The organism is Pseudomonas sp. Irchel 3E19, from assembly GCF_900187585.1.
GTDB classification, from domain to species: domain Bacteria; phylum Pseudomonadota; class Gammaproteobacteria; order Pseudomonadales; family Pseudomonadaceae; genus Aquipseudomonas; species Aquipseudomonas baetica.
Map to the genome: position 1 here is coordinate 1 of NZ_FYDT01000013.1, position 16097 is coordinate 16097.

The following is a 16097-nucleotide window of genomic DNA, read 5'->3' on the forward strand; positions in this document are numbered from 1 at the left end:
GGATTTGCTGGCGGCCAACCAAGCGTTGATGACGGTCTACTTGATGAAAGCTGAACTCAAAACGCTGTGGACGCCAAGTACCGCCTGGGGCTGGAGATCAGCCTGGAAGCAATGGCTGCGCCACGCTCATGAAAGCGCGATACCGGCTCTGATCCTGTTCGCCAAACGGCTAAAGGGTTACTGGCGGGGAATCGTCAGCCGGGTTCGCTGGCCGATGCACACGGGGCAGTTGGAAGGCATAAACAATCGAATAAAGGTTATCAAACGGATGGCGTACGGTTACCGGGATAGCGAATTCTTTTTCATGAAAATCAAGAGCGTCTTTCCCGGTAATCCGTGAAGAACCATAAAAAAGGCCGCTGCAAACGCAGCGGCCAAGGTAAGACGTTGGATCAAGGAGCTACAAATCAACGTCAGTGAACACCGGGGCGATAAACCGAACACGTCGATTCATCTGAAATCTGTCAGCAATGGCCAGAGTTGCTCATGGCCAGTGCTTCGGCGCTTTTCGGCGTATCCCGTGAAAGCCCGCTCAGAATAAGCACTTCGGCCTGTAGGAAAAATAGCGATTCCAGACATGCACTGTTGCGGAGCATGCAACAGTCGCTGTGTCCCGGCATGCACCATGCGCTGCGCTGATGATCGTCCATCCAGCTCACTCATGGATCGCGCAAAGCCCCGTGCTGTGCGGGCATTCATCCTTTCGAGCGACAGCGTGAATACCTCCTTGGTGCGCTTATCGTCCGGTGGTGGCGGCAGTAGGGTGGGGCCTTCTGTCACTCACCGGGGAAGACGCATGACAAAAACAACAATGCGCGCCATCTTCACACCGCAAGCGCTGGCCGCTGCGGTGGCTCTGGGTTGCTGCGCCCAGGCGCAAGCGGTTTCGTTCAACATCGGCGAAATCGAGGGCACGTTCGATTCGTCGCTGTCGGTCGGTGCGAGTTGGGGCATGCGTGATGCCGACAAGTCGCTGGTTGGCACGGTCAACGGTGGTACCGGGCAATCCTCGACCGGTGATGACGGGCGCCTGAACTTCAAGAAAGGCGAGACTTTCTCGAAAATCGTCAAAGGCATTCACGATCTCGAACTGAAGTACGGCGACACCGGTGTGTTCGTGCGCGGCAAGTATTGGTACGACTTCGAGCTCAAGGACGAAGACCGCGAGTTCAAACAGATCAGCGACAAGGGCCGCAAGGAAGGCGCCAAGTCGTCCGGCGCGCAGATTCTCGATGCATTCGTTTATCACAACTATTCCATCGCCGATCTGCCGGGCACGGTGCGCGCTGGCAAGCAAGTGGTGAGCTGGGGTGAAAGTACTTTCATCGGCAACTCGATCAACAGCATCAACCCGATCGACGTGTCGGCGTTCCGGCGCCCCGGCGCAGAGATCAAGGAAGGGCTGATTCCGGTCAACATGCTGTTCGCCTCGCAAGGCCTGACCGACCAGTTGACCGTCGAAGGCTTCTATCAACTGGAGTGGGATCAGACCGTTCTCGACAACTGCGGTACGTTCTTCGGCGTCGATGTGGCGGCGGACGGTTGCAACAGCGGCTACACCGTCGGCAGCCCGGCGATTGCGCCGTTGGTGCCGTTGACCACAGCTTTTGGCCAAGGCATTCAAGTGACCCGCGAAGGCGTGGTGATTCCCCGTGGTGGCGATCGCGATGCGCGGGATTCCGGGCAGTGGGGTACGGCGTTGCGCTGGCTCGGTGACGACACCGAGTACGGTCTCTATTTCATGAATTACCACAGCCGCACACCGACGGTGGGCACCACCACGGCAGGGCTTTCGACACTGGCGGCCTTGCCGGGCATGGTCGGCATTGCCAACAGACTGGCACCCGGCAGCGGTTCGGGACTGGCGCAGAGCGTGATGCTCGGGCGTGGCCAGTATTACCTCGAATACCCGGAAGACATTCGCCTGTACGGCGCGAGTTTCTCCACCACGCTGCCCACCGGCACCGCGTGGACAGGCGAGATCAGCTACCGGCCAAACGCCCCGGTGCAGGTCAGCACCAACGACCTGACCCTGGCGTTGCTCAACCCGATTGCCGGCGGCACCGCTTCGCCACTCTCGACGTCGCCCGGCGCTGACAACAAGGGTTACCGGCGCAAAGAAGTCACGCAGATTCAGAGCACCCTCACGCACTTTTTCGATCAGGTCCTGGGCGCCGAACGGCTGACCGTTGTCGGTGAAGCGGCGGTGGTGCGGGTCGGCGGTCTGGAGTCACGGAGCAAGCTGCGTTATGGCCGCGATTCGGTGTACGGCCAGTACGGTTTCGGCGGCGATACCGACGGCTTCGTCACCTCGACCTCATGGGGCTACCGCGCCCGGGCCATCCTCGACTACGCCAACGTGATCGGCGGCATCAATCTCAAACCCAACCTGTCGTGGTCGCACGACGTCGCCGGTTACGGCCCCAACGGCTTGTTCAACGAAGGTGCGAAAGCGATCAGCGTCGGCGTCGATGCCGACTACCGCAACACCTACACCGCGAGCCTCAGCTACACCGACTTTTTCGGCGGCGATTACAACGTCCTCGAAGACCGTGACTTCGTGGCCCTGAGCTTCGGCGTGAACTTCTGATCTGCCCGAGAAGGATGAAAGCAATGCGCAAAATGATTCTGCAAAGCGGTGTGCTGGCCCTGAGTCTGCTGACGGCCAACGTGATGGCGGCGGTGTCGCCGGATGAGGCGAACAAACTTGGCACCAGCTTGACCCCGCTCGGCGCCGAGAAGGCCGGCAACGCCGATGGCTCGATTCCGGCCTGGACCGGCGGCATCCCGAAAAACGCCGGGGCGGTGGACAGCAAAGGCTTCCTTGCCGACCCGTTCGCCAGTGAAAAACCGTTGTTCACCATCACCGCAGCCAACGTCGACCAGTACAAAAGCAAACTCTCCGACGGCCAGGTCGCGATGTTCAAACGCTACCCGCAAACCTACAAGATCCCGGTCTATCCGACCCACCGTACCGTCGCCGTGCCGCCGGAAATCTATGAGTCGGCCAAGCGCAGCGCGCTCAATGTCACCAGCATCAACGACGGCAACGGTCTGGCCAATTTCACCGGTAATCGCTATTACGCTTTCCCGATTCCGAAGAACGGCGTCGAAGTGTTGTGGAACCACATCACTCGTTACCACGGCGGCAATCTGCGCCGGATCATCACTCAGGTCACGCCGCAGACCAACGGCAGCTACACGCCGATCCGCTTCGAAGAAGAGATCGCCGTGCCGCAACTGATGAAGGATATCGATCCGGAAAAAGCCGCCAACGTGCTGACCTTCTTCAAGCAGTCGGTAACGGCCCCGGCGCGCCTGGCCGGCAACGTGCTGCTGGTGCACGAAACGCTTGATCAGGTGAAGGAACCGCGTCTGGCGTGGATCTACAACGCCGGTCAGCGCCGCGTTCGCCGTGCCCCGCAAGTGGCCTATGACGGGCCGGGCACCGCAGCCGATGGCCTGCGTACCTCGGACAACTTCGACATGTTCTCCGGCGCCCCGGATCGCTACGACTGGAAACTGGTCGGCAAGAAAGAAATGTACATTCCGTACAACAGCTACAAACTCGATTCGCCGAAGCTCAAGTACGACGACATCGTCAAGGCCGGCCACATCAACCAGGACCTGACCCGTTACGAATTGCACCGGGTCTGGGAGGTGATCGGCACGGTCAAGCCAAACGAGCGGCACATCTACGCCAAGCGCCACATGTACATCGACGAGGACAGCTGGCAAGTGGCGCTCGCCGACCACTATGACGGTCGCGGGCAACTGTGGCGTGTCGCTGAAGGCCACGCGCAGTACTACTACGATCACCAGGCTCAGGCCTACACCCTCGAAGCGCTCTACGACATCATCGCCGGCCGCTACATTGCCCTGGGCATGAAGAACGAAGAGAAGCACAGTTTCGAATTCGGCTTCGAAGCCAAGGCTGCCGATTACACGCCGTCGGCCCTGCGGGCAGAGGGCGTGCGGTAACGCTTTCGATACATAGGCTGAACAAAAGGCGACCGCATGGTCGCCTTTTTTATGGGTCTCGATCAGCGTGCTGAATATTCATCAACAAGTACTCGGGAGAGGTCTAGGGTTGCCGCATAACTATAAAAAGGCCCACTGTGATGACCGCTATGACTGCGTGTCTGGATCGTCCGGGATTTTTGCCCCGGCTGTCTTCCCATCACCAGCCGCGCCCGCGACTGAGCGCACCGTTGCTGGAGTCGCTGGCGCGGGTCAAGTTGCTCTGCGCCCCCGCTGGCAGCGGTAAAAGTGCGCTGCTCACAGAGTGCATGCTGCAGGCGCCTGCACATTGCGTGGTGCACTGGCTGCCCCTGGCAGGGGGCGCGTTGACTGTCCGTGAGTGTTGTCGGCGTCTGGCGCATTTGCTTGGGCTGGCCGACAGTGACGAAACGACGCTGTCCATGGCGTTGGCGCGTTGCGCGCAGCCGACCTGGTTGGTGCTCGACGATTATTGCCGTCAGCCCGATCCGGCGCTGGATGCGCTGCTTGATCGCTTGTTGGGGTTAAGTCATCCGGCGTTGACCTGGTGGATCGGCACCCGCCGGCGTCCTCACTGTAATTGGCCGCGTCTGCTGCTCGACGGCGAATTGTTTGAATGCGAAAGCGCGACGCTGGCGCTCACGCAGGCAGAGATTGCTCAGGCGCTCAGGCACTTGTCGCCTGATCAGGCGGTGCATGTCGCCGGGCGTATCGTCCAGCGCACCGGCGGCTGGTGTGCTGGCGTGCGCATGGCGCTGCTGCAAAAGTGCGACTGGGCGCAAGGCAACCCGCCACAGCAACGCGTCGACACGCTGCCCGATTATCTGCAACACGAACTGTTCGCCAATCTCTCGCCGGAGTTGGCCGAGGCATGGCGGGTGCTCGCGCATATGCCACAGTTCAACGTTGATCTTTGCGAACACTTGTTTGGGGCTGGCGAGGGCGGGCATTACTTGCGCGAGCTGCAATCGCGCGGTTGTTTTATCGAACCGTTGCGTGAGTCGGGCGAGTGGCTGCAGATTTTTCCACCGCTGGCGCAGGTCATGCGCGAGGAACACTGGCCGGCTGGGCGCTCATGGCATCGTCGGGCCTGCCAATGGTTTACCTCGGTGCAGGATTGGCGCAGCGCTTTTGAACACGCATTGCTGGCCGAAGAATACGAAGCAGCGGTCAGCCTTTTGCAGAACTTCAGTTTCGAGGATCTGTTTGAGGAGCAGACGGTCGTGTTGATGTTGCGCCTGCATGAGTTGCGCGGTGAAGAGCTGACACTGGCGACTCCGCAACTGGTCGGGTTGATGACGGCTGCACTGTTGTTTGCCGGACGTTTCGAACAAGCGGCGCAGTGCATGGCGCATCTGCGGCGGTTCCTGCCGCAACCCTCGGCACAGCAGGAGCGGCAGTTGATCGCGCGCTGGCAGGCGCAACAGGGTTGGCTGTTGCATTTACAAGGGCAAATGGCGCCGGCACGCGAACACTTCCAGCAAGCATTGGCGGAGCTTGCCGTCGACGCCTGGCCGGCGCGCTTGCTGTGTTTGTCGGCGCAGACCCAACAGGCGTTGCTATGTGGCGAACTGGAACAGGCTCACGCTATCAGCCGCGTGGCGCTGTGTCTGGCGCGGGCACAAGGATCGTTGCTGTTCGAGGGCCTGCTGGAGCTCGATCATGCGCAACTGCTGGAGCAGCGTGGCGCCCCGGCTCGCGCCGATCGTCTGCTCGCCGGTGTCGAACTATTACTCTGCCAGCGCGCGCAGCGGCCGGTACCACTGCTCGGGCGCATCGCTCTGCGTCGCGGTCGATTGGCATTGTGCATGGGACAGGATGAGGCGGCTGAAGCGTTGTTTGAGTCTGGCCGGGAAGCCTGCCTGAGCAGCCAGGACAAACGCGTGCTATACGGCTATCTGGGGCAGGCGCAGCTAGCGGCCAACCGCAGCGATTATGCACTGGCGTTCGAGCGACTGCGTGAGGCGGAACGAGTGATGCAACAAAGGCAGATTCCGGATTCGGTTTATCGCGGTGTGCTGTTACAGGTCAGCAGTCAGTTCTGGCTGCAACAAGGGCGGGCTGAGTTGGCGCACGAGACGTTGACACGGCTGCTGCGTCATTACCGTGGACCGCAGGCCCTTCAGGCGCCCCCCGCGACACTGGAACTTATTGACCGTATCGAGTATTTGCTGGCCTGTGCCAGTGTGAAGTTACACGCGAACAACGACTGCCTGTCGCAGATCGAGCAGTCGTTGAAACAGGCGCAGGCCAGGGGCATGCTGAATCTGCAAACCGAATTACACCTGGTCATCGCGCAACTCGCCACATCGAGTGGCGATGTATCACTGGCGCAGCACGCCTTCCAGCAAGCGCAAGTTCTGGTGGAACGCTGTCAGTTGCATCAGGCCTTGCGTGAGTGGCGGCTGCGTCAGGAACACCCCATAGTAGCCCCGATGATACCGCAGGCAACTTCACGAGTTGATTCGGCGGATGAGTCGATACTCAGCCGTAGGGAACTTGAAGTGTTGAGCTTGATTGCCTGCGGTGAATCAAATCAGCAAATTGCCGAGCAACTGTATATTTCGCTACATACAGTAAAAACCCATGCAAGAAGAATCAACGGGAAACTCGGTGTCGCCCGTAGAACTCAAGCAGTCGCCAAGGCGAAATCGATCGGCCTGATTTAAAGTTGTTGCATGTTGGAAATTGAACGTGTTGCCATGTTTTTCATGATATTAAGAAAAGCTGCAATGTATATAGCTTGAAATGCAGCTGTTCTTCTTGTTTTTTGCAAAGGTCTCTATCTTGCGCTGAATCTTGAGGTGGCATGTCGCTGCCAGAGAATCTGGACGGGAAAGGCGTAAAATGCAAAAAACATATAATAGTTTAATGCTCGGTTCTGAGGGTGATAAAGTCACTTGGACGGAGGAGTGGGATAAGGCGCTTCAGGCGCAGAAACACCTCTCTTCTATCGTCGATAAAATACCGACCGTGCGTTTCGTTGCCCGTCTGGCTTTGCAAAATGAATTGCAGCGACGTAAGAAAGCGGTAGACCTTGATAAGGTGTATGTCAATGTTATAAGTGATGATTATCAGATTGAACGGCGACCTTCTGGAACGCTTGTAGATGTGTTGATCTACTGCCTCGACACAAACACGGTGCCAAACTATTTGGGCGGCGAGGGCGATGGGGTTTATTACCTTCCGGATACCTTCAGTGATAAATTCAGGGTGGCAGGTTTCAGTATTGTCGATGTTGAAAGTGTCGTTACCGCAACCCTTGGGTCTTTTGAGGCCAGTCTTCGCTCGGAACTGAACAACTATTGGGCGGCTCCGGCGACAGATTCCTCTGGGCAGGCAGGGATGACCAATCAGCAGGAATTTAAAAAAGCCTACGCTCAGATGCTGGCAGCGGAACTATCGCTTGCCGTGATGACGATGGGTATCAGGGAGGCTCTGGCTAGTCGATATTCAGACCTGTTAAGCATGGACAGCGGCGATGGGGTTTATCGCGCGGTGGTGGTACCGGAACAGGAATATCTGACTGCTCGCGGCCCCAGTATCATTCTCGACAATGCGGCGCGCACGCATTCGCAGATGAATTTGCTCAATGACAATACCGACTATGTGTTGCATACCCCGGATAAAGGGTTCGAATTTTTTGCGAGCAATCTTCAATTGCATAAAGAGCTCCTCTCTCGTTTGGGCGTGTCTGATACCCAGGTCAAATATCCAAAAGTCACTCAAGGTGTTTTTTCACTCAGTGCCGGCGCTCATTTGCAAGGTCAGCTTGAAACACTTTCGATATTGATGCATGACCGTGGTCGCTCTGAACGCCCGTTAACTGAGCGGCTACAGGAAAATCAGAGTCTGTTTGTTTTGCTCAGTGATATAGAACTCCGTTTGACGCGGGTTTTTGATGCGCTGAGGCGCTTGGATTGGCCGCTCTGGTTGCTGAAGTCCACTCATGAGATTCAGCGTCGCTATATAGCGCTTGAAGACTCTAAGAATAATTACGATACAGAATATCAGGCAGTTTTTGATTCCTGTTTCTCGTTTCAGGAACATGTCAGGCGTGCGTTTTCCGATTGGACCAATAGTGCATTTGGTGAACCACTGGACTCTGAAAAAATTGAAGTGCATAGCCTCTACTCAATGCAGGTGGGTGGGCGCACTATTGAACAGGAAGATACCCGGACCCTGACGGAATTCATTGCTTTCGGCCTGCACGACGAAGGTTTCCGAGCAAAGCTGACGATCAAGGGCGCGCCTGTCGGCAGCAGGCTTTCTGTCGCAGCCCTTGAGCAATGGTTAGTCAACCGCAATATGCGGCTGCAGTTTACCGCTAATATTCCGGTAGCTCCGTCACGCGAATTTCAGCAAGCCTATTGGACTCACTTGTACAGCAAGATGGAGCTTGCGTTGTTCATCGCTCACCAGTCCGGATATTACTCTGATGCAGACGCCGAAATCGTTCAGCGCGCGATGGGCCGCCATCCATCGGTGTTTATCCGTGGTGTGAAGCTGGAGTACTTAGAGTCAGCCCTGAAGGACGTGATTGTTTTCAATGTGCGGGAAAGTCAGGCGTACTTTATATTTCTCAGAACATCTGGAGGAACGTTTGAGTTCATAAAGTTTGCAAACGCTTTCGACATGAAGAAATGGTTTGAGTCCTCTCTGGGCGCTGATCGTGACTATGCTGCGTCGTTGATAAGACCAGACGCTTTGCAAGATGCCGGAATTCTGCAGGGCGCAAACCGTGCACCGCTGCGCTATGAGTATAAAATCGGTACCCGACATGCTGAGTTGTTTAATGGCAGCATCGGAACACTATTCGATTATATAAACGTTGCTTATCAGAATGAGGTGGTCTGGCATAAGGCTATTGCCCCTAATCATTATGGGCAGTTGGGTGTCGAGGGACGCAGACGATATGCTCGGTTACATACGGAGTTAAGAGCGATTTCGACCATAGAAGCAAGGGAAAATGGTTTTCCTTCATTTGAAAAATTTACTTACGATGCAGTGAAGGAGGTACTTCAGCTAGAGCTTGGATCCCGTCAGGTAAATGTCAATATCGATCCGGATTTAATTATTGTGCAGGCTGAAAGCTTTCGTCGAAGCTTGACGGATCTTTTGATTGAAGGGCTTTCGTTTGAAACAAGCCATCCCAGTTTCGCAACAAAATTTGATCCGTACTATTACATGTCCGGTGGACATCCGGAAATTAAAGAACTGGATATCCGGGACTTATCCCAGTTGTCGAAAACATTTCGTCCCGGCGATAGATATACAGAGATGCTCGAGGGTGAGTATCTGAAGCCAGACCGCCCGGATTACGCGTTCAGGCGAGCGGTCTACGCAAAAAAAATTCATTGCCAGATGCATTATGATGCAGTGTCCGGCTTTGTTGATGGGAAACTGTCAAATGGGCTTCTCATCGCGCTGCAAAGAATAATTGACCGTGTCGGTGAGGGGCGTGGTAATGAAAATGCTGTACATAGTATTTTAGATGAAGGTTTGTACAAACTTCACATCAATACGGGGTTGACCGATTTTAGTAGTCGTTTTGTCGAAGGGGCCTACATCTTTCGGATAAAGAACGGTAATGGGTTTCTTGATTTGATGTATACCCCCGATGCTCCGGACAGGGTTTCGTTTCGGGCGGTCAAAGATTTCTTTACCGGCATTCAATATCGTTTAAGTCCATTCAGAGAGTATTACTTGGATCGCCTTCAGTTGATCGACAAGGAAGTGGTTGATAAGTTTTTCAACACTACAATGGCAAAAGTTGATGCTCCTGCTCCGATCAAGCCCTATTACCCAGGCAGGGTGAGTGATCTACGAGAACTGCACACTGACAGAATTCGCCGTGTTTTGAACGATATCGACGAAAAAACTACCAGTTTGACGGAGGTCATTACCGGTCTGATCTATGAGAATGTGATCAGGGTGGCGAATATCGTCAGCATTCTGGTACCGCCCGTAGGGACTGTCGTGGTGGCGGTTCAGTTAATGAAAAGCCTTTATGACGGAGCGCACGCGTACCAGCGCGGTGATTACTCGGCAGCCTTGGGCCATGGCAAGGAGGCATTGATCGGCCTGTTCACCCTTGGCAAGGCGAGTGCGGCTGGCGGCGCCGCGAAGAAAGTCACAAGCGCTCAGCGAACGTTTCTCAGCATTGTCGGAGATGCGCGAACTGCCGCGCAGTTTGTTACCGAAACAATGGGGCTGAAAACGCCAGATCAACAGTTGATCGATTTCCTCAAGGAACTGATAGAAGATCAAGTCACGAGCCGTAGTAAGACATCAGTGCGTTGACCGCCCGATAAGCGGATGCGGCCAACAGCGTCAATCAGTTCGCCGCGTCGTAACCCATGCGCCAGCTCACGGCCCGCGTCGCATCGAGCAATCGTTGCGCCGCCGGGCCGTTTTCGTCGGCGTGGAACAGTGAGGTCGGGCCGACAATGGTCAACACCGCAGCGATCTGCCCGACCGCATTGAACACCGGCGCTGACAACGCATCCACACCCGGCATCAGCAACCCGTGCACATGATGCAGGCCGCGTTCGCGGATCTGTTCGCACAAGCTGGCATAAGCCTTGCCATCGGCCAGCGGATGATCGGCAACGGCGATTTCCTGCTCACGCAATTCGTCGGTTTCCCGATGCGGCAGGTAGGCACTGAACACCAGGCCGGTCGAGGAACTGAGCAGCGGCAACACCGAACCCAGTTGCGTTACCACTGTCACCGCACGCACCGCCGGTTCGATGTGCACAACGGTCGCTCCCTGATTCCCCCACACCGCGAGAAAACAGGTTTCGTTGAGTTCGTCGCGCAACTCGGCCAGTGGCAGGGCGGCGACTTTCAGCACGTCCATACTGTTGAGTGCGGCCAGGCCCACGCGCAGCGCTTCACGACCGAGACCGTAATGGTTGGTGGCGGCGTTTTGCTCGGCAAAACCCGAGGCGATCAACGCCTGCAAATAGCGATGCACCTTACTCGCCGGCATCTGCACATGTTCGGCCAGACGCGACAGCGAAGTGGACGGCGACAACTCGGCCAGCGCCTTGAGGATGTCGGTGCCGACTTCGGCGGAGCGGACTTTCTGTTTGCCGTTACTGTCGCTGGTTTTTTCCATGGTGTTGCCGGGATCCGAAAACGAATGGGCGTCTTTATAGCTTGACGCTGGATGGCGAGCAAATTACGTTATGCGTAATCGAATTACGATAATAACAACCCCGGCGTGCCGAAACCTCTGAGCCAGAGCGATGGGCCATTGCCGACTCCCTGTTCAGGAGGCTCCATGAACCTCGATTCAACCGCGTCGACGCTGGCTTATCAGTCCGGTTTCGGCAACGAATTCAGCTCTGAAGCGTTGCCCGGCGCGCTGCCCGTTGGCCAGAACTCCCCGCAAAAAGCTCCCTACGGCCTTTACACTGAATTGTTCTCCGGCACCGCGTTCACCATGACCCGCAGTGAAGCGCGGCGTACCTGGATGTACCGGATCCAGCCGTCGGCCAACCACCCGGCGTTCGTCAAACTGGAGCGGCAACTGGCGGGCGGCCCGTTGGGTGAAGTGACCCCCAATCGCCTGCGCTGGAACCCGTTGGACATCCCGAGCGAGCCGACCGATTTCATCGACGGCCTGGTCAGCATGGCGGCTAACTGCGCTGCCGAAAAACCCGCCGGGATCAGCATCTACACCTACGCCGCCAACCGTTCGATGGAGCGCGTGTTCTTCAACGCCGACGGTGAGCTGCTGCTGGTGCCGCAACTCGGGCGGCTGCGTATTGCCACTGAATTGGGTGTGCTGGAAGTGGCGCCGCTGGAAATCGCCGTGTTGCCGCGCGGCCTGAAATTCCGTGTCGAGCTACTCGATCCTCAGGCTCGCGGTTACGTTGCCGAGAACCACGGCGCGCCGCTGCGTCTGCCGGATCTGGGGCCCATCGGCAGCAACGGTCTGGCCAATCCGCGTGACTTCCTGACCCCGGTCGCCGCCTACGAAAACCTGCAGCAACCGACCACACTGGTACAGAAATTCCTCGGCCAGTTGTGGGGTAGCGAACTCAATCACTCACCGCTGAACGTGGTCGCCTGGCACGGCAACAACGTGCCTTACAAATATGACCTGCGCCGTTTCAACACCATCGGCACGGTCAGTTTCGATCATCCGGACCCATCGATCTTCACCGTGCTGACGTCGCCGACCAGCGTGCACGGTCTGGCCAACCTCGACTTCGTGATCTTCCCGCCACGCTGGATGGTGGCGGAGAACACCTTCCGTCCGCCGTGGTTCCACCGCAATCTGATGAACGAATTCATGGGCCTGATTCAAGGCGAATACGACGCCAAGGCTGAAGGTTTCGTGCCCGGCGGCGCCTCGCTGCACAGCTGCATGAGCGCCCATGGCCCGGACGGTGAGACCTGCACCAAGGCGATCAACGCCGAGCTCAAACCTTCGAAAATCGACAACACCATGGCCTTCATGTTCGAGACCAGTCAGGTGTTGCGCCCGAGCCGTTTCGCCCTCGACTGCCCGCAACTGCAATCCACTTATGACGCCTGCTGGGCCACGCTGCCCGCCACGTTCGACCCGACCCGGAGATAACCCATGACTCAGACTTCCATCACCCGCAGTTGGGTCGCTTCGGCCAACGGCCACGCCGAATTCCCGTTGCAGAACCTGCCGTTGGGCGTGTTCAGCATTGAAGGCGGCGAGCCGCGTAGCGGTGTCGCCATCGGCGATCACATTTTCGATCTGCAAGTGGCGCTTGAGGCCGGTTTGTTCGACGGCGTTGCTCGCACAGCGGTTGAAGCCATGCACGGCGGACAACTGAACGCGTTCTTTGAACTGGGGCGCGAAGCCCGGGTTGCCTTGCGCGAGCGACTGCTGGAACTGTTCAGCGAAGGCAGCACCCTGCGCGGCAACATCGAAGCACAAGGCGCAAAACTGCTGCCATTGGCCGCCGATTGCCAGATGCATTTGCCGGCGCGCATCAGTGACTACACCGACTTCTACGTCGGCATCGAACACGCGCAAAACGTTGGCAAACTGTTCCGCCCGGACAACCCGTTGCTGCCGAACTACAAGTATGTACCGATCGGTTATCACGGTCGGGCTTCCACCGTTCGTGCGTCGGGCACTGACGTGCGTCGTCCGAAAGGCCAGACCCTGCCGGCCGGCGCGAGCGAGCCGACGTTCGGCCCGTGCGCACGTCTGGACTATGAGCTGGAACTGGGCATCTGGATCGGCCAGGGCAACGAGATGGGCGAGTCGATTGCGATTGGCGATGCCGCTGAACACATCGCCGGTTTCTGTCTTCTCAATGACTGGTCAGCCCGCGACATCCAGGCCTGGGAATACCAGCCATTGGGTCCGTTCCTGTCCAAAAGCTTCATCACCAGCGTTTCGCCATGGGTGGTCACGGCTGAAGCGCTGGAGCCATTCCGCACTGCACAGCCAGCACGTCCTGAAGGTGATCCGCAGCCGCTGCCGTATCTGTTCGACCAGCGCGATCAAGCTGCAGGCGCTTTCGACATCGAACTGGAAGTGCTGCTGCTCACCGAGGCGATGCGCGAACAGAACCTGCCAGCTCATCGCCTGACCCTGAGCAACACCCGCTACATGTACTGGACCGTAGCGCAGATGGTCGCGCACCACAGCGTCAACGGTTGCCAGTTGCAGGCCGGTGACCTGTTTGGTTCGGGCACGTTGTCCGGCCCTGAAAACGGTCAGTTCGGCAGCCTGCTGGAAATCACCGAGGGCGGTAAAAAGCCGATCGAACTGGCGTCCGGCGAAGTGCGTAAATTCCTTGAGGACGGTGACGAAATCATCCTGCGCGCTCGTTGCGCCCGCGACGGTTTTGCCTCCATCGGTTTCGGCGAATGCCGCGGCAAAGTGCTGGCGGCGCGCTGACAGGAGCGGCTTATGGATCTCTATACCTATTACCGTTCGACCTCGTCGTACCGGGTGCGGATCGCATTGGCGCTCAAGGGCCTCGATTATCAGGCGTTGCCGGTCAATCTGATCGCGCCGTCCGGTGGTGAGCATCGGCAAGCGGCGTATCTGGCGATCAATCCGCAGGGGCGGGTGCCGGCCTTGCGTACTGACGAGGGCGATCTGCTGATCCAGTCGCCGGCGATCATCGAGTATCTGGAAGAACGTTATCCACAGATGCCGCTGCTGCCTGAAGACCTCGCTGCCCGCGCTCACGTGCGCGGCGTCGCGGCAGTAATCGGCTGCGATGTGCATCCGCTGCATAACGTCAGCGTGCTCAATCGCCTGCGTCAGTCGGGGTATGAAGAGCCGCAGGTGGTCGCGTGGATCAGCCACTGGATCAGCCAGGGACTGGCGACGGTGGAGCAGTTGATTGGTGAGAGCGGATTCTGTTTCGGTGAGTGGCCGTGCCTGGCGGATGTTTACCTGATCCCGCAGTTGTACGCGGCAGAGCGGTTCAATGTTTCGCTGGAGGCTTATCCACGGATCTGTCGCGTGGCGGCGTTGGCTGTCGAACATCCGGCGTTCATCAAGGCGCATCCGGCCAACCAGCCAGATATACCGTAATACTCCCTGTGGGAGCGAGCCTGCCCGCGAATGCTGAGTGTCAGCCACCCTTCATTTGCCTGACACACCGCATTCGCGAGCAGGCTCGCTCCCACAAGGTTCGGCGTTGATCCACGCAAAAAAAATCATAAAAACAAAACAGGTACCTTGCGATGCACAACCAGATTGCCAGCTTCCGGGCGGCACTCGACGCCCGTCCTGTGTCCCGCTATCAGTGGTTGCTTTTGATCCTGCTCGCCTTGTTGCTGGTCACCGATGGCTATGACGCCCAGGTGCTCGGCTATGTGGTGCCGGCACTGGCCCAGGATTGGGGTCTGGAAAAGTCAGCATTCGGGCCTGTGTTCAGCGCCAACCTGTTGGGCCTCACGATCGGTTCTCTCGTCGTCACGCCCCTGGCCGACCGCTTCGGTGTACGTCGCATCCTGCTCGCTTGCGTGCTGATCTACGCCAGCCTGACGGTGCTGATGGTGTTTGCCGACTCGCTAAATACGTTGATGGTCGCGCGCTTCATCTGCGGCATCGGTATGGGCGGCGCGATGCCCAGCGCCATGGCGTTGATGTCGGAATATTCGCCGCCGCGCCTGCGCACACTGATGGTGACACTGGCCGCGTGCGGCTTCTCCTTCGGCGGTGCAGCGGGTGGTTTTGTTGCCGCCGGGTTCATCGATCAATTCGGCTGGCAAGCGGTGTTCCTCGCCGGCGGCGTGACGCCGTTGCTGCTGTTTCCGTTTCTCTGGTGGATGCTGCCGGAATCGCTGCCGCGGTTGCTGCGTGATGCACCGCCGTATGCACGTCTGCGCAAGGTCACCGCGCGGATGCTGCCGGACTGGCAACCGCCGGCCGCTTCTGTCAAGCAGAACGAGCGGGAACAGGGCAGCAAGCTGACGGTAGTGGAGTTGTTCCGCAACGGTTATGCGCGCCCTACCTTGCTGATCTGGGCGACGTTTTTCGTCAGTCTGATCCTGTTGTATTTCATGATCAGCTGGCTGCCGTCGTTGCTGCTGGAAAGTGGCTTGAAACTCAACGAGGCCAATCTGGTGACGTCGATGTTTCTGTTCGCCGGCACGCTGGGCGCGATCTGCATGGCCTGGTTCGCCGACCGCTTGAAACGCAAAGTGCGTCTGTTGTCCGGTGTGCTCGCGGGCGCGGCGCTGTGCACGATTCTGCTGGGCCTGAATCACGACAACCCGCGTTATCTGGTGGCCTGCGTGTTTGCTGCGGGTTTTTGCATTATTGGCGGGCAACTGACGCTGAATGCGTTCGCCAGTAACTTCTACCCGGCGCACGTTCGTGCCACCGGCACGGGGTGGGCGTTGGGGGTGGGGCGTTTCGGTTCGATTCTCGGGCCGCTGTTCGGCAGTCTGCTGCTGGCGATGCACATTCCGGTGGAGCAGATTTTCTTCTTCTGCGCGATTCCGGCCGTCATTGCCGCGCTGTTGATCATTCAGGTGCGGTCGCCTGCTGAAATAACCGCGACCACTGTGGGAGCGAGCCTGCTCGCGAAGAACGATAACGCGGTCTGACCTTGAGACCGAGTCGCCTGCATCGC

10 protein-coding genes are annotated in these 16097 nt (G+C 57.8%); 9 read left to right on the forward strand and 1 reads right to left on the reverse strand.

The window, feature by feature from the left end:
• The 5 genes from CKW18_RS10660 to CKW18_RS10680 all read left to right on the forward strand — a co-directional run.
• On the forward strand, positions 1–340 hold a 340-nt coding region (locus CKW18_RS10660), incomplete at its 5' end, for a transposase (protein WP_141233058.1).
• A gap of 456 nt (positions 341–796) precedes the next feature.
• Positions 797–2590, forward strand: a complete 1794-nt coding sequence (locus tag CKW18_RS10665; protein ID WP_095188757.1) for a DUF1302 domain-containing protein — start codon at positions 797–799, stop codon at positions 2588–2590.
• Positions 2591–2613: 23 nt separating this feature from the next.
• Positions 2614–3981: a DUF1329 domain-containing protein gene (locus CKW18_RS10670; protein ID WP_095188758.1), complete on the forward strand. Its 1368-nt coding sequence runs from the start codon at positions 2614–2616 to the stop codon at positions 3979–3981.
• A gap of 140 nt (positions 3982–4121) precedes the next feature.
• Complete coding sequence (locus tag CKW18_RS10675; RefSeq protein WP_095188759.1) at positions 4122–6668, forward strand: LuxR C-terminal-related transcriptional regulator; 2547 nt, start codon at positions 4122–4124, stop codon at positions 6666–6668.
• 178 nt (positions 6669–6846) lie between these two features.
• Entirely contained in the window at positions 6847–10302 is a 3456-nt protein-coding gene (locus CKW18_RS10680; RefSeq protein WP_095188760.1) for a DUF6543 domain-containing protein, read from the forward strand.
• Between the two features lie 34 nt (positions 10303–10336).
• On the opposite strand, the gene CKW18_RS10685 is transcribed toward CKW18_RS10680, so the two are convergent.
• Positions 10337–11122, reverse strand: a complete 786-nt coding sequence (locus CKW18_RS10685; protein WP_095188761.1) for an IclR family transcriptional regulator — start codon at positions 11120–11122, stop codon at positions 10337–10339.
• A 165-nt stretch (positions 11123–11287) separates the two neighbouring features.
• On the opposite strand from CKW18_RS10685, the gene hmgA reads away from it, so the two are divergent.
• From hmgA to CKW18_RS10705, 4 genes are all read left to right on the forward strand, one after another.
• Positions 11288–12592, forward strand: coding sequence for a homogentisate 1,2-dioxygenase (hmgA, locus tag CKW18_RS10690; protein WP_095188762.1), 1305 nt, complete (start codon positions 11288–11290; stop codon positions 12590–12592).
• A 3-nt stretch (positions 12593–12595) separates the two neighbouring features.
• Positions 12596–13900 (forward strand): fumarylacetoacetase, encoded by a 1305-nt coding sequence (gene fahA, locus CKW18_RS10695; RefSeq protein WP_095188763.1) that lies wholly within the window; start codon positions 12596–12598, stop codon positions 13898–13900.
• 12 nt (positions 13901–13912) lie between these two features.
• Entirely contained in the window at positions 13913–14548 is a 636-nt protein-coding gene (maiA, locus tag CKW18_RS10700) for a maleylacetoacetate isomerase (protein WP_095188764.1), read from the forward strand.
• 152 nt (positions 14549–14700) lie between these two features.
• On the forward strand, positions 14701–16071 hold the full coding sequence (locus CKW18_RS10705) for an aromatic acid/H+ symport family MFS transporter (protein WP_095188765.1): 1371 nt from the start codon (positions 14701–14703) through the stop codon (positions 16069–16071).
• Positions 16072–16097 lie beyond the last annotated feature (26 nt).